This window comes from Chryseobacterium sp. FG46 (assembly GCF_057809135.1).
Genome location: NZ_JBMDJJ010000005.1, coordinates 160,365 through 180,590, shown reverse-complemented (window position 1 = coordinate 180,590; position 20,226 = coordinate 160,365). Strand labels below are relative to the sequence as shown.

General features: G+C 36.5%; 23 protein-coding genes. 15 read left to right on the top strand and 8 right to left on the bottom strand.

The window, feature by feature from the left end; genetic code table 11:
* The first annotated feature begins 3 nt into the window (after positions 1-3).
* From ACODR7_RS06050 to ACODR7_RS06010, 9 genes are all read left to right on the top strand, one after another.
* Positions 4-309: a DUF3467 domain-containing protein gene (locus ACODR7_RS06050; RefSeq protein WP_002976436.1), complete on the top strand. Its 306-nt coding sequence runs from the start codon at positions 4-6 to the stop codon at positions 307-309.
* Positions 310-486: 177 nt separating this feature from the next.
* Positions 487-1,137, top strand: coding sequence for a Crp/Fnr family transcriptional regulator (locus tag ACODR7_RS06045; RefSeq protein ID WP_488838036.1), 651 nt, complete (start codon positions 487-489; stop codon positions 1,135-1,137).
* A 125-nt stretch (positions 1,138-1,262) separates the two neighbouring features.
* Positions 1,263-2,105 (top strand): DUF5777 family beta-barrel protein, encoded by an 843-nt coding sequence (locus tag ACODR7_RS06040; RefSeq protein WP_488838034.1) that lies wholly within the window; start codon positions 1,263-1,265, stop codon positions 2,103-2,105.
* Position 2,106: 1 nt separating this feature from the next.
* A complete protein-coding gene (locus ACODR7_RS06035) occupies positions 2,107-2,454 on the top strand; it encodes a hypothetical protein (RefSeq protein WP_488838032.1) in 348 nt (115 codons plus the stop codon).
* 10 nt (positions 2,455-2,464) lie between these two features.
* Positions 2,465-3,010, top strand: a complete 546-nt coding sequence (locus ACODR7_RS06030; RefSeq protein ID WP_488838030.1) for a YceI family protein — start codon at positions 2,465-2,467, stop codon at positions 3,008-3,010.
* Positions 3,007-3,531 (top strand): ankyrin repeat domain-containing protein, encoded by a 525-nt coding sequence (locus tag ACODR7_RS06025; RefSeq protein WP_488838028.1) that lies wholly within the window; start codon positions 3,007-3,009, stop codon positions 3,529-3,531. Before ACODR7_RS06030 ends, ACODR7_RS06025 begins: the two co-directional genes overlap by 4 nt.
* 1 nt (position 3,532) lies before the next feature.
* Positions 3,533-4,282, top strand: a complete 750-nt coding sequence (locus ACODR7_RS06020; RefSeq protein WP_488838026.1) for a DOMON domain-containing protein — start codon at positions 3,533-3,535, stop codon at positions 4,280-4,282.
* Positions 4,283-4,462: 180 nt separating this feature from the next.
* Positions 4,463-5,308 carry a GNAT family N-acetyltransferase gene (locus ACODR7_RS06015; protein ID WP_488838024.1) on the top strand — a complete coding sequence of 282 codons (846 nt, stop codon included), beginning with the start codon at positions 4,463-4,465 and terminating at the stop codon, positions 5,306-5,308.
* A 111-nt stretch (positions 5,309-5,419) separates the two neighbouring features.
* A complete protein-coding gene (locus ACODR7_RS06010; RefSeq protein WP_488838022.1) occupies positions 5,420-6,703 on the top strand; it encodes an alkaline phosphatase family protein in 1,284 nt (427 codons plus the stop codon).
* A 106-nt stretch (positions 6,704-6,809) separates the two neighbouring features.
* On the opposite strand, the gene ACODR7_RS06005 is transcribed toward ACODR7_RS06010, so the two are convergent.
* On the bottom strand, positions 6,810-7,688 hold the full coding sequence (locus ACODR7_RS06005) for an NAD(P)H-binding protein (RefSeq protein ID WP_488838020.1): 879 nt from the start codon (positions 7,686-7,688) through the stop codon (positions 6,810-6,812).
* An 81-nt stretch (positions 7,689-7,769) separates the two neighbouring features.
* On the opposite strand from ACODR7_RS06005, the gene ACODR7_RS06000 reads away from it, so the two are divergent.
* Entirely contained in the window at positions 7,770-8,153 is a 384-nt protein-coding gene (locus tag ACODR7_RS06000) for a winged helix-turn-helix transcriptional regulator (RefSeq protein WP_488838018.1), read from the top strand.
* A gap of 94 nt (positions 8,154-8,247) precedes the next feature.
* Here ACODR7_RS06000 and ACODR7_RS05995 read toward each other — a convergent pair whose 3' ends face one another.
* Positions 8,248-9,303 carry an NAD(P)-dependent alcohol dehydrogenase gene (locus tag ACODR7_RS05995; RefSeq protein WP_488838017.1) on the bottom strand — a complete coding sequence of 352 codons (1,056 nt, stop codon included), beginning with the start codon at positions 9,301-9,303 and terminating at the stop codon, positions 8,248-8,250.
* 192 nt (positions 9,304-9,495) lie between these two features.
* Between ACODR7_RS05995 and ACODR7_RS05990 the strand changes: the two genes are divergently transcribed.
* Complete coding sequence (locus ACODR7_RS05990; RefSeq protein WP_488838015.1) at positions 9,496-10,398, top strand: helix-turn-helix domain-containing protein; 903 nt, start codon at positions 9,496-9,498, stop codon at positions 10,396-10,398.
* 461 nt (positions 10,399-10,859) lie between these two features.
* A complete protein-coding gene (locus ACODR7_RS05985) occupies positions 10,860-11,027 on the top strand; it encodes a hypothetical protein (protein ID WP_181416145.1) in 168 nt (55 codons plus the stop codon).
* A 78-nt stretch (positions 11,028-11,105) separates the two neighbouring features.
* On the opposite strand, the gene ACODR7_RS05980 is transcribed toward ACODR7_RS05985, so the two are convergent.
* From ACODR7_RS05980 to lpxK, 6 genes are all read right to left on the bottom strand, one after another.
* A complete protein-coding gene (locus ACODR7_RS05980) occupies positions 11,106-12,578 on the bottom strand; it encodes an alpha-amylase (RefSeq protein WP_488838014.1) in 1,473 nt (490 codons plus the stop codon).
* 44 nt (positions 12,579-12,622) lie between these two features.
* Positions 12,623-13,720: a DNA polymerase IV gene (gene dinB, locus ACODR7_RS05975; RefSeq protein ID WP_488838012.1), complete on the bottom strand. Its 1,098-nt coding sequence runs from the start codon at positions 13,718-13,720 to the stop codon at positions 12,623-12,625.
* A gap of 188 nt (positions 13,721-13,908) precedes the next feature.
* Positions 13,909-14,364, bottom strand: a complete 456-nt coding sequence (locus tag ACODR7_RS05970) for a GNAT family N-acetyltransferase (RefSeq protein ID WP_488838011.1) — start codon at positions 14,362-14,364, stop codon at positions 13,909-13,911.
* Between the two features lie 86 nt (positions 14,365-14,450).
* Positions 14,451-14,966 (bottom strand): TlpA family protein disulfide reductase, encoded by a 516-nt coding sequence (locus ACODR7_RS05965; RefSeq protein WP_488838010.1) that lies wholly within the window; start codon positions 14,964-14,966, stop codon positions 14,451-14,453.
* Between the two features lie 209 nt (positions 14,967-15,175).
* A complete protein-coding gene (locus tag ACODR7_RS05960) occupies positions 15,176-15,991 on the bottom strand; it encodes a purine-nucleoside phosphorylase (protein ID WP_488838008.1) in 816 nt (271 codons plus the stop codon).
* Entirely contained in the window at positions 15,975-17,000 is a 1,026-nt protein-coding gene (lpxK, locus tag ACODR7_RS05955) for a tetraacyldisaccharide 4'-kinase (RefSeq protein ID WP_488838006.1), read from the bottom strand. Before lpxK ends, ACODR7_RS05960 begins: the two co-directional genes overlap by 17 nt.
* 87 nt (positions 17,001-17,087) lie before the next feature.
* Between lpxK and truA the strand changes: the two genes are divergently transcribed.
* The 3 genes from truA (at position 17,088) to ACODR7_RS05940 (ending at position 20,182) form a co-directional block, all read left to right on the top strand.
* Positions 17,088-17,843: a tRNA pseudouridine(38-40) synthase TruA gene (gene truA, locus ACODR7_RS05950; protein WP_488838004.1), complete on the top strand. Its 756-nt coding sequence runs from the start codon at positions 17,088-17,090 to the stop codon at positions 17,841-17,843.
* Positions 17,844-17,867: 24 nt separating this feature from the next.
* Positions 17,868-18,209 (top strand): hypothetical protein, encoded by a 342-nt coding sequence (locus ACODR7_RS05945; RefSeq protein ID WP_488838003.1) that lies wholly within the window; start codon positions 17,868-17,870, stop codon positions 18,207-18,209.
* A 215-nt stretch (positions 18,210-18,424) separates the two neighbouring features.
* Complete coding sequence (locus ACODR7_RS05940) at positions 18,425-20,182, top strand: ABC transporter ATP-binding protein (protein ID WP_488838001.1); 1,758 nt, start codon at positions 18,425-18,427, stop codon at positions 20,180-20,182.
* The last annotated feature ends 44 nt before the right edge of the window (positions 20,183-20,226 follow it).

Sequence of the window (20,226 nt, the reverse complement as noted above, 5' to 3'; positions counted from 1 at the left end):
ACAATGGACAACAATCAAAATCCACAAGACGGAAACATCAACATCGAATTAAACGAAATGGTAGCTGCTGGTATCTATGCTAACCTAGCTTTAGTAAACCACTCTCCATCTGAATTTGTAGTAGACTTTATTCAGTTGATGCCAGGTGTTCAGCAGGCAAAAGTAAGATCAAGAGTAATTCTTGCTCCACTTCACGCTAAAAGAGTATTAAATGCTCTTCAACAGAACATCGCTAACTACGAGCAGCAGTTCGGAGAAATCAAAGAAGTTGAGCCTTTCGTATTAGGAGGAAACAACGTTCAAGCGTAAGATTTCTTTTATAATAAAATAAAGAATGCCCTGGTTTTACCAGGGCATTTTTTTGCACTTTGAGGAATAATAATAAGGACTTGTTAAATTGTTAATTATATTTAATAAGGTAAAAATGTGTAGTAAGGACATATCAATTTTATATATTTGTTTAAGAAAAAGCAGAAAACATAACATATGATTGATAACTCGTTCGCTATAAGTAAATTTGGCTTTTTAGGTGCCGAATTTTTATCTGAGCTTGAAAAACATGCTGTTGCTATTGATATAAAAGCAAAAACTGAAATCATAAGGGAAGGACAAAAAAATAAGTTTGTTCCATTCCTGATAAAAGGATCTATCAAAGTATTTACCCTTAATGATGGAAGAGAGCTCATCTATTATTATATTAAACCTAAGGATAGCTGTCTCATGACCTTTTCGTCCATTCTGACGGACTATATCAGCAGGGTATATGCCATTGCAGAAGAAGACTCGGAAGCAATTCTTATTCCCGTCTCTATTATGCATGAATGGCTTATCAGATTTCCGGAAATCAATAAACTCTTTTACCATGAATATGACCGAAGATTTTCAGAAGTGATGAATATGGTGAATGATGCTGTTTTTCATAAACTGGATAAAAGAGTTCTCAATTATATCAAACAGCAGATTTCATCCACAGGAAACAATCCTATTAAGATCACCCATCGTGAAATTGCCAACAGTCTGGGAACTTCCAGAGAAGTTGTGAGCCGGGTTTTGAAAAAAATTGAAAGCGAAGGTGAAATTATTCAGACTAAAGAAGGAATAAAAGTTCCTGTAAATGAAAATGTTAGAACGATCTAATTTTAATTGTTTGGAAAGTTTATTTCTATTATTGATAAAAACAATTTGACTGGTGACTTTTATCACCTGTTTTTGAATTGAGAACTCAATAAGTTTGTCATATCATAATTTAATTCAAATTGTATATGACAAAAACTCTCTTATTTTTGTCAATGTTTTCTTCAGGTCTTGTCTTTGCACAGGAAGACCTGCTGAAAGATATTGACACGGTTAAAACCAATACAGAAACCTCACAACCTGCTTTCAAAGCCCTTCAGATTGTAACAGGACAATCTACAAAACTGGCAGCTAAAAAAGAATGGTACATTATCGTTGCCCACAGATTTGGAGATATAAGCGCAGGATTTAAAGATTTTTTCGGTCTGGATCATGCTTCCACCAAATTAGGTGTTATCTATGGTATTTCAGACGCAGTATCTGTAAGCCTTTCCAGAGAAACGAATATGAAAACCTTTGAAGGAGCCGTGAAATACAGACTGGTAAAACAAAGCAAAAACTTCCCGGTGGATATTGTGGGGTACAATGTAATGGGAGCCAATACTGAACTGGATAAAGATACTTATCCTCATCTGAAATTCAGTGACAGGCTTTCTTATCTAACACAGGCACTGATCTCAAGAAGATTCAGTGATAAGCTCTCTGTACAGCTTACACCATCTTTCGTTCATAAAAACCTTTACGAACCTACCATTGAAAACAAGAATCAGTTTCTGGCAGGGTTGGGAGGACGCTACAAAATCTCAAAAAGAGTTTCTGTGAATGCAGAATACTTTGTGAATTTCGACGATCACAGTTTTTATAAAAATCCACTATCACTAGGGGTTGATATAGAAACAGGGGGACACGTGTTCCAGCTTTTACTAACGAACTCCCAGATCAATTCAGACATCGGATATCTTACCAATGCCACAGGAGCATGGGGAAAGGGACATATTTTCTTTGGGTTTAACCTTTACAGAGTCTTTTAAAATGAAAAAGCTAACATCCTTATTAATATTGTCGTCAGCAGTTATACTGACGGCTTGTGACAGCAGAACGTATGAAGAGATTTCTGATAATACCCCCCTCACAACCCCCGTAAAATATACTGCAGATGTAAAATCAATTGTAGATAACAATTGTATAAGCTGTCATTCCGCAGGAAGTTTTAAACCTTTGGTTACCTATGATCAGGTAAAAAATAATATAGAAGGAATTCTTGACCGCATCCAAAGACCTAACGGTGATCCAGGGAAAATGCCGCAGGGAGGATCTCTGTCCGCAGCCCAAATCAATATTTTCATCAAATGGAAAGCTGACGGATTAAATGAAAATTAAAAAAATTGATATGAAAAAATTAGCATTATTAAGCATATTACTCCTTTCTGCCGGGTACGCTTCAGCACAAAAATATAGCTCCAAAACAGGGAAAGTAACTTTTGAAGCTTCGGTACCTCTGTTTGATGATATTTTTGCTCAGGATGACAATAATGTTGTCATTCTCAATGCAGACAATGGTGAGATGGCATCAGTCTCAAATGTCAAAAACTTTCATTTTAAAACAAAATTAATGGAAGAGCATTTCAATGAAAGCTATGCTGAATCTGCAAAATATCCAAAAACAACTTTTAAAGGGAAGATTGTCAACTTTGATAAAACAAAGCTTACCACAAGTCCTCAGAAATATACTGTGCAGGGAACGTTAAACTTTCATGGGGTAGACAAAGCTGTTACTTCTGCCGCCACTTTATATGCTAAAGACGGGAAAATCTATATGCAGGGAGGTTTTGTAGCAAAACCTGTAGATTATAAAGTGACTATTCCCAAAATGGTTACCAAGAAAGTGGCTGAAAATGTCAATATTGAATACAACTATGTAATGGTAAAACAATGAGAAATATAATCTTAGTATTAGGACTCTTTTTGAGCTCATTCATATCTGCTCAGGAAAAAGCAAAATCAATATTTGATGTTGCCAGAAGCGGAACGGTTGCGGAAGTACAGGAACTGATGAAACAAAATCCGGATGTGATTAATCAGGTTAACGAAAACGGATTTTCACCGCTTATTTTAGCCTGTTACAGAGGAAATACAGACGTTGCAGATTTTCTGATTGAGAATGTGAAAGATGTCAATTACAAAAGCCGTGAAGGAACAGCGTTGGCAGGTTTAGCCATTAAATACAACAAAGATCTGGTAGAGCATCTGCTGAAGAAAAAAGCAGATCCCAATATTGCAGATGAAACAGGATATACGCCTTTATTCTGGGCTGTAAAATCCGGAAATAAAGACCTGGTGGAACAGCTGCTGAAATATAAAGCAGATAAAACAAAGAAGGATTCAATGGGAATGACCCCTTTTGAATATGCATTACAAACCAACAACAAGGAAATTATAAATCTTTTAAAAAATTGATATGAAAAAAACTCTACTAGCGCTTAGCGTACTTCTTGCCAATTTTGCATTGGCGCAGTTTTCATCAGGAACGGTAAGCTTACCGGCAACTTCCATGACGGTGAAATTAGATACAACTCCTACCGGGGTAACGATCACAGTAACGGGTGACAGCAACTCTATGATGGGAATAGGTTTTGGAACTACCGGGATGGCTGCGGGATCAGACGGATTTATTTATAACTCTTCTGCCAATAGAGACTACTCGTTCAATAATGTTCCTAATGCACCTTCTGCCGATGCATCTCAGGATTGGACAGAAACTTCCAATACCATTTCAGGATCTACAAGAACTGTAGTAGCAACAAGGTCACTTACAGGTGGAACAGGAGATTTTGCCATTGCCAATGCGGCTGGAACAATCAATATCTTCTATGCCCGTAAAAGTGGAGGAACTTCTTTAGGATATCATGATGCAGGAAGAGGATATGCAACATTGACGATGACAGCTGCCACTTTATCTACCAGTGAAATTGCAGCCAATAGCAATAAGGTAAATCTATATCCTAATCCGGCAAAATCAACCGTTAATTTCAAAAACTTTGATAAAATAAAATCCGTTGATTTCTATGAAGCAACAGGTCGAAAAGTACTGTCAGTAAAACCTGATGGAGAAAGCATCAGTGTTGAAAATCTGAGATCGGGAAGCTATTATCTTGAAATTCAGCTTAAAGATGGAACTACATCTTACGAAAAATTGATTAAAGAGTAATTTTTCAGAAAAAACACACCTAAATATTTTTTTTAAAACAGATACCTCTGATCTTTCAGGGGTATCATTTTTTTTTCTTAAAGTCCCAATTTCAGGGAGTTTGCTTTAAAATTCATATATTTGTGTATATCCTGATTTTTAACAAAAAGAAATTTCCTGACCTTACAATTTTTATAACCCATGGAATTTAAAACTTTAGCTGATATCACAACAGATGAGCTTTTATTTGTGTTCAATCATTCATTTTCTGATTATGTTGTTCCTTTTCACTTAACAAAAGAAGTGCTTGTTGCAAAAATAGCTGCCGAAAAACTGGATATGAATATTTCTGCCGGAGCATTTGAAGAGGGCAAACTGGTAGGCTTTATTCTTCAGTCTGAAAAAATTGAAAATGGAGAAAAGATTATCTACAATGGCGGGACAGGAGTAGTTCCTGAAAGCCGGGGCAAAGGGCTTGTAAGAAAAATGTATGATTTTATCATTCCTGTTTTAAAAGAAAGAAATGCGGATACTTTACTCCTTGAAGTTATTGAGGGAAATCAGCCAGCAATCAGGGCTTATGAAAATTTAGGTTTTAAGATTGTCAGAAGACTGCTTTGCTTTAATGGAAGTATTAAGCATGGAAAAGAAAATACTGAAGTATCCATACGAGACTTAAAAGACTTCCAATGGAATGTATTATGTTCTTTCTGGGATATTGAACCTTCATGGCAGGGATCTGTTTTCGTATTGGAACCGATGCCGGAAAATTATGTGACTTTAGGGGCTTATAAAGATGAAAATCTGGTTGGATACATTGTTTATGGTCCTGCTTCGAGGAAAATATATCAGTTTGCTGTAGATAAGAATTACAGAAATCAAGGAATAGGCACAAAGCTGTTTAATGCAATTAGAGAAAAAAATAACGGACAGACTATAGCCTTGAATAATGTGGATGATTCCTCAGAAAATACAAGTAAGTTTCTTAGTGAAAGAGTAGGACTGAACAACTGGTTGTCACAGTTTGAGATGAAAAGGTCTATTTAACAGGTATTCATTTTGATTCAAAAAAAAATTAGAGGGTTTTAATATACTTTTAATCTCTTAAACTTTTCAGGGAGAAGGATAGGATGTAACTTTGCGGAAAATTTTAAAATAATGAAGCGAGGAATCCATTTTTTACTGCTGTTCATTTCCTTTACGGCTTTTGCACAACAAGTCAATATTGACACTGCCCAGGTGGTTATACCAGGAAGACAAAACAGCACGGAAGTACAGTCGAAACCTTATGTGATTATGATTTCAACGGATGGGTTCCGTTATGACTATGTCCGGAAATATAATGCTGAGAATCTTTTAAAACTTTCTAACGGCGGCGTAAAAGCCGAAGCAATGATTCCAAGCTATCCAAGTATTACTTTCCCCAACCACTGGAGTCTAATTACCGGACTTTACCCTTCCCATCATGGCTTGATTGATAACTTTTTTTACGATTACAAGCGAAAAGAAGGCTATGCAATGAGTAACAAAAAAAATGCTGAGGACGGAAGCTGGTACGGAGGAACTCCGCTTTGGGGCCTTGCAGAAAAACAGGGAATGGTATCAGCCTCTTTAATGTGGGTAGGATCTGCCAGTGATGCCGGAGGAATAAGACCCACTTATTATTATCCTTATCACGAAAAATTTACCCCTTCAGAAAAAGTAGAAAAAGTAGTCAACTGGCTGAAATTACCTGAAGATAAAAGACCACACTTTATTTCATTATATTTCCCGGAAGTAGATGGAAGCGGGCATTATTATGGTCCGGATACCAAAGAAACGGCAACAGCTGTTCATTTGATAGACCAGGCTGTGGGTGATCTTGTTCAGAAAGTAAATGATTTAGGATTAAAAAATGTCAACTATGTTTTTGTTTCTGATCACGGAATGATTAAAGTAGATGGAGGCACACCGTTGGAAATTCCGGCTGTTCTTTTTGATAAAAACAGATTTGATTTTTACAATTCCCAGACTTTGTTAAGAGTTTACGTTAAAAACCCGAATGAGGTAAAAAAGGTTTACAAAGAACTGAAAGCTTATAAAACAGATGATTACAAAGTATATCTTGACAAAAAGCTTCCTAAATATCTGCACTTTGCAACAAGAGACGATCAATATAACAGAATAGGGCAGATTCTTCTCATTCCGAATGCTCCGAAAATTTTTCTGGAAAAAGGTAAAAAATCATCTGTTGGAAAGCATGGCTATAATCCTAAAGTTGTTCCGGAAATGAAAGCTACTTTCTTTGCCTGGGGACCTGAATTTAAAAATAATCTGGTGATCAGTGAATTTGCCAACATTAATGTTTATCCTTTGGTTGCTGAGGTTTTAGGATTAAAAATTGATCAGCCTATCGATGGAAAACTGAAAGTTTTAAAGAAAACCTTGAAAGACAAGAAATAGTCTGAAGGTTTACCATATAATAATTAAAATAAGTTTCGGCGCACCTTTGGTGCGCCGAAACTTATTTTAATTCCAGTCTTGAACTTTTGTTTCAAGACCAAAGAAATTAAAACTTAGAAGAAAATTCCTTTGCAAAATCTTCTAACTTAACGCTTCCGGTAACAGGAGAACCATGATCAATAAAATCTTTCTGTACAACTCCTGTTCTTATTCCCCTACCCATTTCAACATACAGCTTAGCCATATCTTCGGGTAATCCTGCCTGAAGCATTCCGTTTAAAGAATCTTCATCAGAGAATTCTACCCATGGAAGTTCAGGTTTATTGACTGCAATTCCTAAAACCTTTGCAAAATCTGAAGCTTTTCTTACATCACTTACTATATATCTGATATTGTTGGCATTTCCGTCTTTTATAAGTTCTTCAGCAGCGGCTTTGGCAATATCATTAGGGTGTACTACGGGTACTTCAATACTTGCAGGATAATTTCCTCCGATGATTCCTGCATTTTGAATCATCGGAATATCATTGAAAAAGTTATTATAAAAATATCCGGCTCTTAAAAAAGTAAAAGAAGTATTCTCTACTTCATTGTATATTTTTTCAATATTGTGAAGACCTGCGATGGGTCCGTTTTCTACCGGGGATTCCGCTCCTACGCTGCTTAGCATTACAGCTCTTTTTACATTTGCATTTTTTAAAGCTTTAGCATAATTTTTTCCTGCATTGGTAGTATTTTCCACAATCTTATCCGGACTGATGGCAGGAGGTGTCATGACAAAAACAGCATCAGCTCCTTCAAAAGTTTGCGTTAAAAAATTAATATCGGTGATAGATCCTATAGCCGGTGTTGCTCCCAGAGATTCAATATCCTGTTTTCTTGCATTACTGCTGCTTACTACTGTAATATCATGCCCTTGGGCAATTAATTGTTGCGCTAATGGTTTAGCTACATTTCCTAATGATCCTGTGATTACAATTTTCATAATAAATATTTTTTTATTTCCGGGAACAAAGTTATATTTGTACTTACTTTTATACAAGTACTTACCCTAAAGTATGTAGATATGACAGCCATCAAAGAAAGCTCAACCATTCAGGAAAATAAGAAAACAGTGCAGGATTGCCCTGTAATGTACGTTATGGAAAGAATTGGCGGATTCTGGAAACCTATTATTCTGTTTAATCTTTCTACAGGAGAAAAAAGGTACAGCGAGTTGAAGAAAGCAATTCCTGCAGTAACAGAAAAAATGCTCATCCAGCATTTGAAGCAACTGGAATCAGATGGATTGATTATCAGAACAGCAAAACCTGTTGTACCGCCTCATGTGACTTATAAACTGAGTGAAGCAGGTAATGAATTGGCTCCTGTGATTGATGCAATGGCAGCATGGGCTTTTCAGGATATGGAAAGGATAACAAATATGCCGAAGCAAACAGATATATGCTGAATCAGGATCAAGATACTTTTAGCCAAAACCTGAAAAAATAAAAACAGGCTCTTCAATCCGAAGAACCTGTTTCTGTTAATATTCTATAGAAGAATTACAAAGACTGCATATCAATTACAAAACGATATTTTACATCACTTTTCAGCATTCTTTCATACGCGCTGTTGATATCCTGCATTTTAATCAGTTCAATATCAGAAACAATATTATGTTTTCCACAGAAATCTAACAATTCCTGTGTTTCTGCAATACCTCCGATTAAAGATCCTGCTACAGAACGGCGTTGGAAGATCATTGGTCTTGTACTTACTTCGGTTTCCTGAAACTCACCTACAAATCCTACAAGAACCAAAGTTCCGTTCAAAGAAAGAGTTTGCATATAAGGATTGATGTCATGCTCATAAGGTACTGTATCAATGATAAGATCAAATTTACCCCTTACAGCATCCATCTGTGAATCATCCGTAGAGATCACTACATGATCTGCTCCAAGTTGTTTGGCATCATCAGTCTTTCCCGGAGTTCTTGAGAATAAAGTAACTTCAGCTCCCAGTCCTTTTGCCAGTTTAATAGCCATGTGCCCTAATCCACCTAATCCTACAACTGCCACTTTTGAACCCGGCCCGGCATTCCAGTGTCTTAATGGTGACCAAGTGGTAATTCCTGCACATAGAAGGGGTGCTACTGCTGCCAGATCTAAATTTTCAGGAACACTTAGAACAAAATGCTCATCAACGACTACTTTTTGAGAATATCCTCCGAAAGTGTGGCCTCCAAGGTGCTTATCTTTTCCGTTATAAGTTCCTGTAAATCCATTTTCACAATATTGCTCCAAATCGTGTTTGCAGCTGTCGCAATGTCCGCAAGAATCTACCATACATCCTACTGCTGCAAGATCTCCTACTTTAAATTTGGAAACTTCGCTTCCTACCTTTGTAATTCTTCCTACAATTTCATGTCCCGGAACTACAGGATATAAAGATCCTCCCCAGTCGTTTCTTGCTGTATGAAGGTCAGAGTGGCATACCCCGCAGTAGAGGATTTCAATTTCTACATCCTTTGTGGTTACCTCTCTTCTTTCAATATTCATTTCTTTCAGATCTGCTGTGGTAGACTCTGCACCATAAGCTTTTACTGTAATTGTACTCATTTTTTTATATATTTAGTTTATTTAGGTTTTTAATGATTGTGTTTTTGATAATGGTTTCCAAAACATTACAAAAATCGATACTTTATTGTAAATCGTGCTTATACAGATTACCGAATTACTTACCAATTTTACAGACATCATTTCAGTTACAAATGAAAGTGGTAATTTTGAATAGCAATAAAAATATACTTCATGGAAAATCAGGAGGTTGAAATCTATAACACGGTCTCGGAATATAATAAAATGGCGAATCATGAAACCTTGCACCCGCTGGTGAGTATTATTGATTTTTCCAAATCTGATCCTATTTGCCAGTATAGAAGGAAATTTGGGTTTTATACCGTTTTCCTGAAAGATGTGATGTGTGGAGACATGCAATACGGGAAACACAGCTACGATTATCAGGAAGGAACTTTGGTTTTTATTGCTCCCGGACAGACGTATGGAATTTATAATAGAGACCGGTTTGTTCAACCTGCAGGTTTTGCTTTAATTTTTCATCCGGATTTAATAAAAGGAACCAATTTAGGGAAGAATATGAAAGACTATTCATTTTTCTCTTATGATGTACATGAAGCGCTCCATCTTTCCGAAAAAGAAAGAGAAGTAGTGTTGGATTGCTTTAAAAATATTAAACTCGAGCTGGAGCAGGCTATAGATAAGCACAGCAAGTCTTTAATTGTTAATAATATTGAACTGTTTTTGAATTACTGTATGCGTTTTTATGACCGTCAGTTTATTACAAGAGATCATATTAACCAAGGTGTCATCGGGAAATTTGAAAATCTGGTAGATGATTATCTGAAATCTGAAAATCCCAAGAATATAGGGTTTCCCATGGTTAATTATTTTGCAGAGAAGCTGAACCTGTCTGCCAATTATTTTGGAGACCTTATCAAAAAAGAACTGGGAATTTCTGCTCAGGAATTTATCCACAATAAGCTTATTGATATAGCTAAAGAACAGATTCTGGATCAGGGAAAGACAATCAGTGAAATTTCCTATGATTTAGGCTTTAAATATCCGCAGCATTTTACAAGACTGTTTAAAACCAAAGTAGGTGTTTCTCCAAGTGAGTATAAAATCCTGAACTAGTTTTTCAACACAAATAACACTAATCTTTTCACTAACAGCACCAATATAATTAGTGAATATGTGTGCCTGTATTTGTGGAATCTGTGTTTATATTTTTTTACACGAGTAACACTAATTTTTTCATGAATAACACAAAGACAATTAGTGGGTATTTGTATGCTCATTGGTGAGATTGGTGTTTAAATAATTAAAAGTTTTCACCGTTGTAAAGGTGATACTAAATCTGGAACTCCGAAAGATATAGCTGGTCATCAAAATTTTAAAACCTTTTACCTTAATCAATATTCCAACTGAAGACGCAAACATTCACATCCTTAAACGGGGTGGTTCATCATATTTCCAATATTTATATTTTTATTATATAAATTGTGTATGTTAAATCAATAAATAATATTTAATGTTTATCCATAATTGTATTTTTTAATGTATATTTAATAATTAAACCATAAAAAATAGTAATTATGAAAACAAACAAAGATTTCAAAGTGAGAAAACTGAATCGACAGGAATTAAAGAGTTTAAAAGCCGGAGATATTAACAGAGGTAAGGTGTGCTGTACTTCCAACGAAGACGGTCAATGCTGTGAATGGGCTAAAGATATTTGGTACTGCCAGTATATCTATTGCTAAAATATACTTCTGATAAAAAAGACAAGGCATAACTGATCGTCTGGCCAGGTATGCCTTTTGTTTTGCTGAAATTTAATCTTATTCAGGAATCCAGACACTCACGTTTCCTGCCGGAGCAGGAAAATCTCCCCACCCGTTTTCATCAATGGTTACTTTTTCTTTGAATCTTTTCAACACATCTTTGAATTTTTTTCCTGCATACAATGTTCCCATTTCCATGGGCTTGTTGTAAGAATCTTTATTGCTCAGAACAACAGCACATCCGCTATGTTGATCATCTCCCATACGTACCCAGCCGAGGCAGTTCGCATCCTCAAAATAATCATGCTGGTCACCATAGGCATGATCTTTCCTTGCTTTTAATAACTCTTCAATGCCGTCTACTTTGGGCATGAATATTTCCTGATCATTGCCTTCTCTGTCTTTATCCACATAATGAGCTCCATAGAGATCAGGATAAAATATACATGGGTAGCCATCTTTTCTCAATAAAATAAGGGCATAAGCAATAGGTTTGAACCATGGCTCAACAGGAGCTTCAAGATCCTGTAAAGGCTGTGTATCATGATTGGCTACTAAACTAACAGAGTGTATAGGATCTGCCTGGGTAAGTGTTTCATCAAAAATTCGTCTGAGATCATAAGAAGCTCCTTCCCTGGAAGCTGTATGAAAATTATTCTGCAGGGAACTGTCAAAAAGACTCATGCATCCTTCCGTCACTTCAATATATTTTTGGAGAAGATGGAGATATCCGGGAGCCCAGTATTCTCCAACGGCGAAAATGTCTTTTCCGGAATTAGAACGGAGCAGCATAAGCCATTCTTTATAAAAATCAAAAGAAATATGTTTTAAAGCATCCAGTCTCACTCCATCAAAATCGGTCTCGTCAAAATACCATTTTGCCCAATTGTTGAGTTCTTCCCGTACAAAAGGATTCCGGTGCTCAATATCATTATACATCAGGTAATCATAATTTCCTTTTTCATCATCTATCATTTCCTCCCAGTCATTTCCGTATTCTGACTGTATTTTAAAGATATGGGAATCCATCCCTTCTGCATAATCCACACCGCTGAAACAGGTGAAATTCCATTCAAAATCAGAATATTTTTTTCCTCTTCCGGGAAAAGTGAATTTTGTATAAGATTCTATTTCGATGACATCGGAAATTATTTTTTCCCTGTTCTCTTCATCTACTTTTACGACTTTAAATTTTTCCAGTTCGTCACCACCGGCTTTATGCCCGAGAACAATATCTACAATGACTTGTATGTTTTTTTTCTTTAAGGCTTTAATGGCTTTTGTATACTCGTTTTTCGTGCCGTATTTGGTAGGAAGCGTGCCTTTTTGATCAAACTCTCCCAGATCATAAAGATCGTAAGCATCATATCCGGTAGAATAACCGCCATTTGTTCCTTTATAGGCAGGAGGAAACCATACAGAAGTAATTCCAAGTTTTGCAAGGTATCCGGCCTGTTTTTCGGCTTCTTTCCACAATTTTCCGTCGCCTTCAGAATACCAATGGAAAAACTGAATCATGGTTGGGTTCATAAATTTGCTGATTTGGTTGATACAAGATAGCGAAAAAATATGACCTATTCATTTTCGAATTCTTCAAACGGAATTTTTAGTTGAACTGAAACCTGCTTTTTTTCTTCCGTATTCAGCTGAGAGAGGGATAATCCGAGCAGACGTACTGCTTTATCAAAAGGACGAAGTTCCCAAAGTTTTTTTCCGGTATTATAATACTGCTCAGGAGACGAAAAATAATCTTCCCTGGTTATACTTCTTGTGAAAAGAGAGAAATCTTTATATTTTATCTTTAAAGTTAAAGTTCTTCCGAGAATATTATTCTTCTGTAATCTTTGGTGGATTTCCTCTGCAAGGCTTTCCAGCTTTTCATTGATCTGCTGTTCATCCAGAAGATCCTCAAAAAATGTTCTTTCCACAGCCACACTTTTCTGAATACGATGAGGCTTTACTTCAGAAGTATGAATCCCGCGCACCACATTGTAATAATGCTGACCGGACTTTCCAAAAAGCTTTACCAGATCTTCAAGCGATCTTTTCTTTAGATCTTTTCCTTTATAAATTCCTAAACTAAACATTTTGTTGGCTGTTACCTTTCCAACACCATAAAATTTTTCCACAGGCAGTTCTTCCAGAAAATGCTCCATTTTATCAGGATGAATGGTTTTCTGGCCATTCGGTTTATTAATATCAGAAGCTACTTTAGCCAGAAACTTATTAACTGAAATACCTGCAGAAGCCGTCAGTCCGGTCTGTTCAAAAATTTTCTGACGTATTTCTTTGGCGATGAGGTTAGCCGATTCCATTCCTTTTTTATTTTCAGTAACATCCAGATAAGCTTCATCGAGTGATAGGGGTTCTACCAGATCGGTATATTCATAGAAAATTTCCCGGATTTTTTTGGAAATTTCTTTATATCTGCTAAATCGGGGGGGAACAAAAATAAGCTGAGGACACTTTTCTTTGGCCGTCTTACTGGGCATTGCAGAACGTACACCGTATTTTCTGGCTTCATAACTTGCGGCTGCCACTACACCCCGGTGCTGCCCTCCTACGGCTATTGGTTTTCCTTTCAACTCAGGATTATCATGCTGCTCCACAGAAGCATAGAATGCATCCATATCCACATGAATAATTTTACGAAGAGGCAAAGAAAAATCCATATACAAAGATATGGATTCCTTTATTTACGGTAAATTTTTATAGAAGGGAAGTTTGAAGCTGGAGGCTGGAAGGTAATGAGGATGATATGGAAATTGATAACCTGTTTATTGAAAATGAATTAAAAAAATAACGGATTATTTAACACATTAAGATTACTTCCATCTCCCATCTTCCTGCTTCCAGCCTTTTACGGTTTTAATCTCATCAGAAGAATATGAGGTTCAAAACCTGCTTTTTCATAAGCTTTTATAGCGGATTCATTTTGAGCATATACCTCTAGTCTTACCTCAGTGATCCCTCTTGATTTTGCCCAGGCAATGAGTTCATCGGTAATCACTTTATTGATTCCTTTTCCTCTGTGCTCAGGCTTTACATACATAAAACCGAGATAGGCATATTCTTTAAACCGGTAATAGTTCTTCTCTGCTTTTTTGATCAGGGCATAGCCTGATGCAATGATTTCATTATTTTCTTCGGTAACAATTAAGGTTGCTTCCGGAGATTGTATCAGAGATTTTAAATCATAATAATGAATCTCTCTGTCAATCAATGTACTGTTGAAAGGTCTTTCTGCAGTAACAACTCCCTGTTCAAATTCTAAAAGAATTTCTAAATCCTGTTCTGTGGCTTGTCTTGTGATCATGGTGTTTAATAAAATTTAAAAAAACTCATTGAAAGCAGATGATTTCCAATGAGTTTTATGTTTTTCGAATTAAAAATAAATGGCAACTATTTTAAAAGTCTGTCTATGGTTTGCTGAATTTCAGGATCGTCAGGGGAGATTGCATAATATTTGGCAATAGAAGATTTCTGATCAATCACCATATATCTTGGGATCCAGTTAAGGTCTACGTAATTATTAAAATCATTTTTCCAACCTGTAGAAAACCAATAATTTTCTTTGTGTTTCATATCAAATCTTTCAAGACTTTTTTCAAACCCTTCTTTTGAACGGTCTAATGATAGAAATACAAAATCAATATTTTTGTTGTGTTCTTCTAATTCCTTGGCTTTTGGAAGAGCATTTAAACAATCTCGGCACCATCCTGCCCAAAAATCAATGACTAAAACTTTTCCTTTATGCTGATCCAGAATCTGCTGAATGGTAATGGCTTTTCCTTCTTCATCTTCCAGTTTCTGTTGTAAAGCTTCTTTTGAAAATCCTGTTTTAAGGACTGAAGGCGCTTTTTGTGAATAGCTTACTCCAAAAATACCCATTATAAATAGTAAAATTAACTTTTTCATCTCAAACAATTTCATTTGTACAAATCTAAACAATGAATCGCAATCTGAGATTGATTTCTTTGGAATTAGTAAAAATTTATAATATTGATGGATTCTATGGGATGGGAGAGTGGGAGTGTGAAAACCACCCCGTCAAAAATTCTTTGAATTTTTGCCACCCCTCCAGAGGATGGGAATGTTACGTCTTCAGTTGTAGTATTAGGTTATTTTTACCGATAGTTTTTAATCAAACCTTTGACAACGGCAATTACATTCGGCATTGCTTTGTTGGCTGCATTCAGAACTTCTTCGTGAGAAACGGCAAAAGCCACATCTGGCCCGCCAAGATCTGTGATGACAGAAATACAGAATACATCCATTCCCATATGTCGGGCAACGATGACTTCGGGAACAGTACTCATTCCTACCATATCACCACCAATGGCTTTGATCATTCCGTATTCGGCAGGAGTTTCGAAGGTTGGACCTTGTAATGCCACGTAAACTCCCTGATGGATTTTAATCTGGTGATCTGCAGCTGCCTGTTCCGCAGTGGCAATCATTTTTTTGTTGTAAGGCTCGCTCATATCCACAAAACGTGGTCCAAGCTCATCCATGTTTTTTCCGCGTAGCGGATGCTCGGGCATCATATTGATATGATCTTTCAGAATAACAATATCTGCCACGCTGTAGGCAGGGTTTACCCCACCGCAGGCATTGGAAAGAATAAGATTTTGAATTCCCAGCAGATGAAAAACTCTTATCGGGAAAGTAACGGTTTCCATTGAATGTCCTTCGTAATAATGGAAACGTCCGCTCATCATCAGTACTTTTTTCCCTTCCAGAAGTCCATAAATCAGTTTTCCGGTGTGCCCGGCAACGGTAGTTTGTGGGAAATGGGGAATGTCTTTGTACTCTAAAACGTGGATGGGTTCTACTTCATTTTGTAACTTTCCAAGCCCGGATCCTAAAACAACTGCAAAATCAGGAGTTTCCTGAATACTATTTTTAATAAAATCTGCAGTCTCTTTAATTTTTTCTAACATAATCTAAGATGATTTGGTTGAATTCTTCTTTCTTATCAATCAATACATTGATAGGCCAGTAGTAAACAATATCTCTAAGATAGTCAAAAGTTTTCAGACGTACATAATCTTTCTCAGTGGTTAATATCAGTTTATATTCTCCCATTTTTTTGTATTCAGCAATAATTTTTTTAATATCATCATCTGTGAAATTATGATGGTCTCTGAACTTTAAATGTTTCACCCTTTTTGAAAATTTTGCCAGATGTTCCAGAAGCGGTTTAGGATTTGCAATTCCGGTGATCAGTAAAATATCATAATAATTCAGGTTGTTATCCGGAAGCATTTTATCTTTTCCGTATACATTTTCGTCATAACCGATGGATGAAAAGAATACTTTTTGTCCGTAAGAAGGTCTTATTCTTGAGATATAATACCTTTTTGTTTCTTCTGTGAGTTCATCAGGACATTTACTGACCATAATAATGTCGACCCTTTTATATCCGGCTCTTGATTCTCTCAGGTCTCCGGCAGGAAGAAGGTAATCCTTGAAAAAAGGATCATTAAAATCGGTCATCAGAATATTGAATCCGGCCTTAATGGATCTGTGCTGCATAGCATCATCCAGTACAAGGACTTCAAGATCCATGTCATCAATCACTTTTTTGGCTCCGGGAACACGTTCTTCGGAAACGGCAATTACGAAACGGTTTTTAAAGCGTTCAAAAAGCTGCATTGCTTCATCGCCTACCATTTTGTAGTTGCTTTCATAATTCGTTACTTCATAGCCTTTGGTAAGCCTTCCGTAGCCACGTGAAAGCACTCCGGTTCTGTAATGTTTGGATAGGAGCTGAGCAAGATACATCACCATGGGTGACTTTCCGCTTCCGCCCACAGAAAGGTTTCCGACATTGATTATCGGTGTTTTGAATTTTGTCGATTTAAAAATTCCCAGATCATACATTGTGTTCCGGATACCCGTTACCAAATGATAACCAAGGGAAAAAGGATAAAGGTACCATCTTTTCATACGATTGCAAAAATAGGAATTTTCATACGCATTGATGTAATATTCTCGAAGACTTTTCAACAAATATTTCGTTAAATTAAAGTATTTTTGTGGAGTTATTACAATACATTGAGATACTTTATTGAATTTTCTTACAACGGAAAGAATTACTTCGGCTACCAGATACAGCCGGACGCTATTTCTGTACAGGAAGAACTTGAAAAAGCGCTGTCTACAATTTTGCGCGAAGAGATTAAAACAACAGGAGCAGGAAGAACAGATACAGGGGTTCACGCCAAAAAAATATTTGCCCATTTTGATACCGGAAAAGAGTTGGATGATCAGCTTACACGCAGACTGAACAGTTTTCTTCCACCCGATATTTCCATTAAAAGGATTTTTCCGGTAAAAGATGATTTCCATGCCCGTTTTGATGCAACTTACAGAACCTACGAATATTATATCTCCCTTGAAAAAAATCCGTTCACTCAGGAATCTGCATGGCAGCACTGGAAAAGAGATCTGGATATGGATGCGATGAATGAAGCCTGCAAAATTCTTTTTGAATATGAAGATTTCACCAGCTTTGCCAAATTAAAAACCGACAACAAAACCAATATTTGTAAAATTTACAAAGCAGAGTGGGAACAGAACGGTTCAGAGCTGAAATTCACCGTTTCTGCTAATCGTTTTCTGAGAAATATGGTTCGTGCTATTGTCGGAACAATGGTGGAAATTGGAACAGGAAAACTGAAACCTGAAGATCTCCGTAAAGTAATTGAAGATAAAAACCGGAACGCTGCAGGAACTTCAGCACCGGGACACGGGCTGTATCTTGTAGATGTGGGATATGATTTTAAATAAAAAACTAAAAACAAAACAATAATCATGTTATCAATTTTTATTCTTATAGGCGCTTACCGATATTATGCGCAATTAGCAGAAAGGTTTGGAAAAACAAAGTGGCAGTATGGTATTCTGGCTATCGGTATTTATCTGGGCACTCAGCTTTTATTAGGTTTCGGTTATGGTATGTATATGGGATTAACAGATCCTGAATCCGCAGAAAATGTTAATTATACAGGATTTTCCGCAGTGAATATCGTTGGCTGGTTAATCTCTATCGTTGCGGTTTGGGGAGTTTATAAATTCCTTGAAAATAAATTTATAAAAGAAAGACCGGCAAAGACCATCGAAATTGAAGAGATAGGGAAGGCTATTGATCAGTAAGTGTCATATCGTTTCTATTTCAGCAGTCAGAAACCAAGAAACAAAGCAGAATATGTAGCAGATTGGATACAAAATGATACTTAATCTATTCATATTGTAAATGGTAAGTATCTGATATTTTCTATGACGATTTGCAGAAGTTGTAAAGGCAGTCCGGTTATAATGTCTTATTTTTGCATAGAATTTTATTTTAATTCTTTCTTTCGATTCGTACAATGAAAAAACAAGATACCTGGGGAATTATAAAAAGGCTGTTCTTTATCGGAATGAAATTTCGTTCATGGTTCATCCTTACCCTTATCATTTCCATATTCCTTTCTATCGTTTCTACTTACAGGCCTTATCTTACCATGCAGGTGGTGGATAATGATATCACAAAGCTGCATGATAAGGCTTTGATGATGAAACATATCTATATTCTTGTTGGATTGGTCTTTGCTGAAACAGTTTTAAACTTTTTCCTGGTTTATTTTTCAAATTTCATTTCGCAGAATGTAATCAGGGATATCAGAGAGCGTTTATATGCCAAGCTGATTTATTTTAAGACCTCTTTTTTTGATAAAACACCTATTGGGCAGCTGGTAACGCGTGCTGTAGGAGATGTGGAGACCATTGCAACGGTATACACAGATGGTTTTCTGATGGTATTTGGGGATATTCTGAGAATTTTGTTTGTACTGATTATGATGTTCAGTACCAATGTTCACCTGAGTTATATTACATTGGCTATTTTACCTTTGATGGTTGTGATTACAAGATTCTTCCAGAAAAGACTGAAAAAAGCTTTCGGGGATGAGAGAAACTGGACGGCTAATCAGAATTCTTTTGTTCAGGAAAGACTGGCAGGAATGTCGATCATTCAGGTCTTCAACAGACAGGAATCTGAGTTCAAGAAATTTGATGATATCAATATTACGCTGAAAGGAGCATTGCTGAGAACGGTATTTATTTTCTCACTGTTCTTTCCTGTAGTGGAACTCATTTCTTCATTATTTATAGGATTTATCCTTTTCTACGGTGGATATATTACCATCAGTGCAGGAGTTGTGATTGCCTTTATCCAGTATATTTCAATGCTGATCCGTCCATTAAGACAGATTGCAGACCGCTTTAATAATATCCAGCGAGGAATTGTAGGAGCGGAAAGAGTACTGGGATTAATGGATGAAGAAAACTCAATGCCGAATAACGGCACCGTGAAGAAAGATCATTTTGACGGAAAAATTGAATTCCGGAAAGTACACTTTGCTTACGATGAAAAGCAGGAAGTACTGAAAGGAATAGATTTTAAAGTAAACCCGGGAGAAACGGTAGCGATTGTAGGTGCAACTGGTGCAGGAAAATCTACCATCATCAGCCTGATTACAAGATTATATGATATCAATTCCGGAAATATTCTCATTGATGATGTGGATTTAAAGGATTATGAATTGTATAACCTGAGAAGCCATATCGGAGTGGTATTGCAGGATGTATTCCTTTTCCATGGAAGTATTTTTGAAAATCTTGCCTTCGGGGATGATAGTATAACACTGGATAAAATAAAAGCAGGTGCACGGGAAATTGAAGTAGACGAATTCATCCAGCAGCTTCCCGGCGGATATGATTATGTAGTAAGTGAGAGAGGTTCATCCATCTCTTTGGGACAAAGACAATTGCTGTCTTTCCTGAGAGCTTATCTGTCAGATCCGAAAATTTTAATTCTGGATGAAGCCACATCTTCTATTGACCACGAAAGTGAAAAACTGATTCAGAGAGCAACAGAGAAAATTACCAAAAACAGAACCTCCATTATTATTGCCCACAGGCTTTCCACTATTGAAAAAGCAGATAAGATTATTGTAATGGAGCATGGTAAAATTGTGGAAGAAGGCAAGCACCTTGAACTTCTGGATAAGAACGGTTACTATGCCACTCTTTACAAAGCACAGCTGCGCCATGAAGTAGAAGTGGAAGAAGAAAAAGAATCATAATCAGGAAGAAATCATTCCTTTGAAATGAGATAAACAAAAAAGAG

Excerpts from the sequence above, each read along its gene's own strand:
- ACODR7_RS06050 (WP_002976436.1), top strand. The coding sequence starts at position 4 with ATGGACAACAATCAAAATCCACAAGACGGAAACATCAACATCGAATTA.
- ACODR7_RS06045 (WP_488838036.1), top strand. The coding sequence starts at position 487 with ATGATTGATAACTCGTTCGCTATAAGTAAATTTGGCTTTTTAGGTGCC.
- ACODR7_RS06040 (WP_488838034.1), top strand. The coding sequence starts at position 1,263 with ATGACAAAAACTCTCTTATTTTTGTCAATGTTTTCTTCAGGTCTTGTC.
- ACODR7_RS06035 (WP_488838032.1), top strand. The coding sequence starts at position 2,107 with ATGAAAAAGCTAACATCCTTATTAATATTGTCGTCAGCAGTTATACTG.
- ACODR7_RS06030 (WP_488838030.1), top strand. The coding sequence starts at position 2,465 with ATGAAAAAATTAGCATTATTAAGCATATTACTCCTTTCTGCCGGGTAC.
- ACODR7_RS06025 (WP_488838028.1), top strand. The coding sequence starts at position 3,007 with ATGAGAAATATAATCTTAGTATTAGGACTCTTTTTGAGCTCATTCATA.
- ACODR7_RS06020 (WP_488838026.1), top strand. The coding sequence starts at position 3,533 with ATGAAAAAAACTCTACTAGCGCTTAGCGTACTTCTTGCCAATTTTGCA.
- ACODR7_RS06015 (WP_488838024.1), top strand. The coding sequence starts at position 4,463 with ATGGAATTTAAAACTTTAGCTGATATCACAACAGATGAGCTTTTATTT.
- ACODR7_RS06010 (WP_488838022.1), top strand. The coding sequence starts at position 5,420 with ATGAAGCGAGGAATCCATTTTTTACTGCTGTTCATTTCCTTTACGGCT.
- ACODR7_RS06005 (WP_488838020.1), bottom strand. The coding sequence starts at position 7,688 with ATGAAAATTGTAATCACAGGATCATTAGGAAATGTAGCTAAACCATTA.
- ACODR7_RS06000 (WP_488838018.1), top strand. The coding sequence starts at position 7,770 with ATGACAGCCATCAAAGAAAGCTCAACCATTCAGGAAAATAAGAAAACA.
- ACODR7_RS05995 (WP_488838017.1), bottom strand. The coding sequence starts at position 9,303 with ATGAGTACAATTACAGTAAAAGCTTATGGTGCAGAGTCTACCACAGCA.
- ACODR7_RS05990 (WP_488838015.1), top strand. The coding sequence starts at position 9,496 with ATGGAAAATCAGGAGGTTGAAATCTATAACACGGTCTCGGAATATAAT.
- ACODR7_RS05985 (WP_181416145.1), top strand. The coding sequence starts at position 10,860 with ATGAAAACAAACAAAGATTTCAAAGTGAGAAAACTGAATCGACAGGAA.
- ACODR7_RS05980 (WP_488838014.1), bottom strand. The coding sequence starts at position 12,578 with ATGAACCCAACCATGATTCAGTTTTTCCATTGGTATTCTGAAGGCGAC.
- dinB (WP_488838012.1), bottom strand. The coding sequence starts at position 13,720 with ATGGATTTTTCTTTGCCTCTTCGTAAAATTATTCATGTGGATATGGAT.
- ACODR7_RS05970 (WP_488838011.1), bottom strand. The coding sequence starts at position 14,364 with ATGATCACAAGACAAGCCACAGAACAGGATTTAGAAATTCTTTTAGAA.
- ACODR7_RS05965 (WP_488838010.1), bottom strand. The coding sequence starts at position 14,966 with ATGAAAAAGTTAATTTTACTATTTATAATGGGTATTTTTGGAGTAAGC.
- ACODR7_RS05960 (WP_488838008.1), bottom strand. The coding sequence starts at position 15,991 with ATGTTAGAAAAAATTAAAGAGACTGCAGATTTTATTAAAAATAGTATT.
- lpxK (WP_488838006.1), bottom strand. The coding sequence starts at position 17,000 with ATGAAAAGATGGTACCTTTATCCTTTTTCCCTTGGTTATCATTTGGTA.
- ACODR7_RS05945 (WP_488838003.1), top strand. The coding sequence starts at position 17,868 with ATGTTATCAATTTTTATTCTTATAGGCGCTTACCGATATTATGCGCAA.
- ACODR7_RS05940 (WP_488838001.1), top strand. The coding sequence starts at position 18,425 with ATGAAAAAACAAGATACCTGGGGAATTATAAAAAGGCTGTTCTTTATC.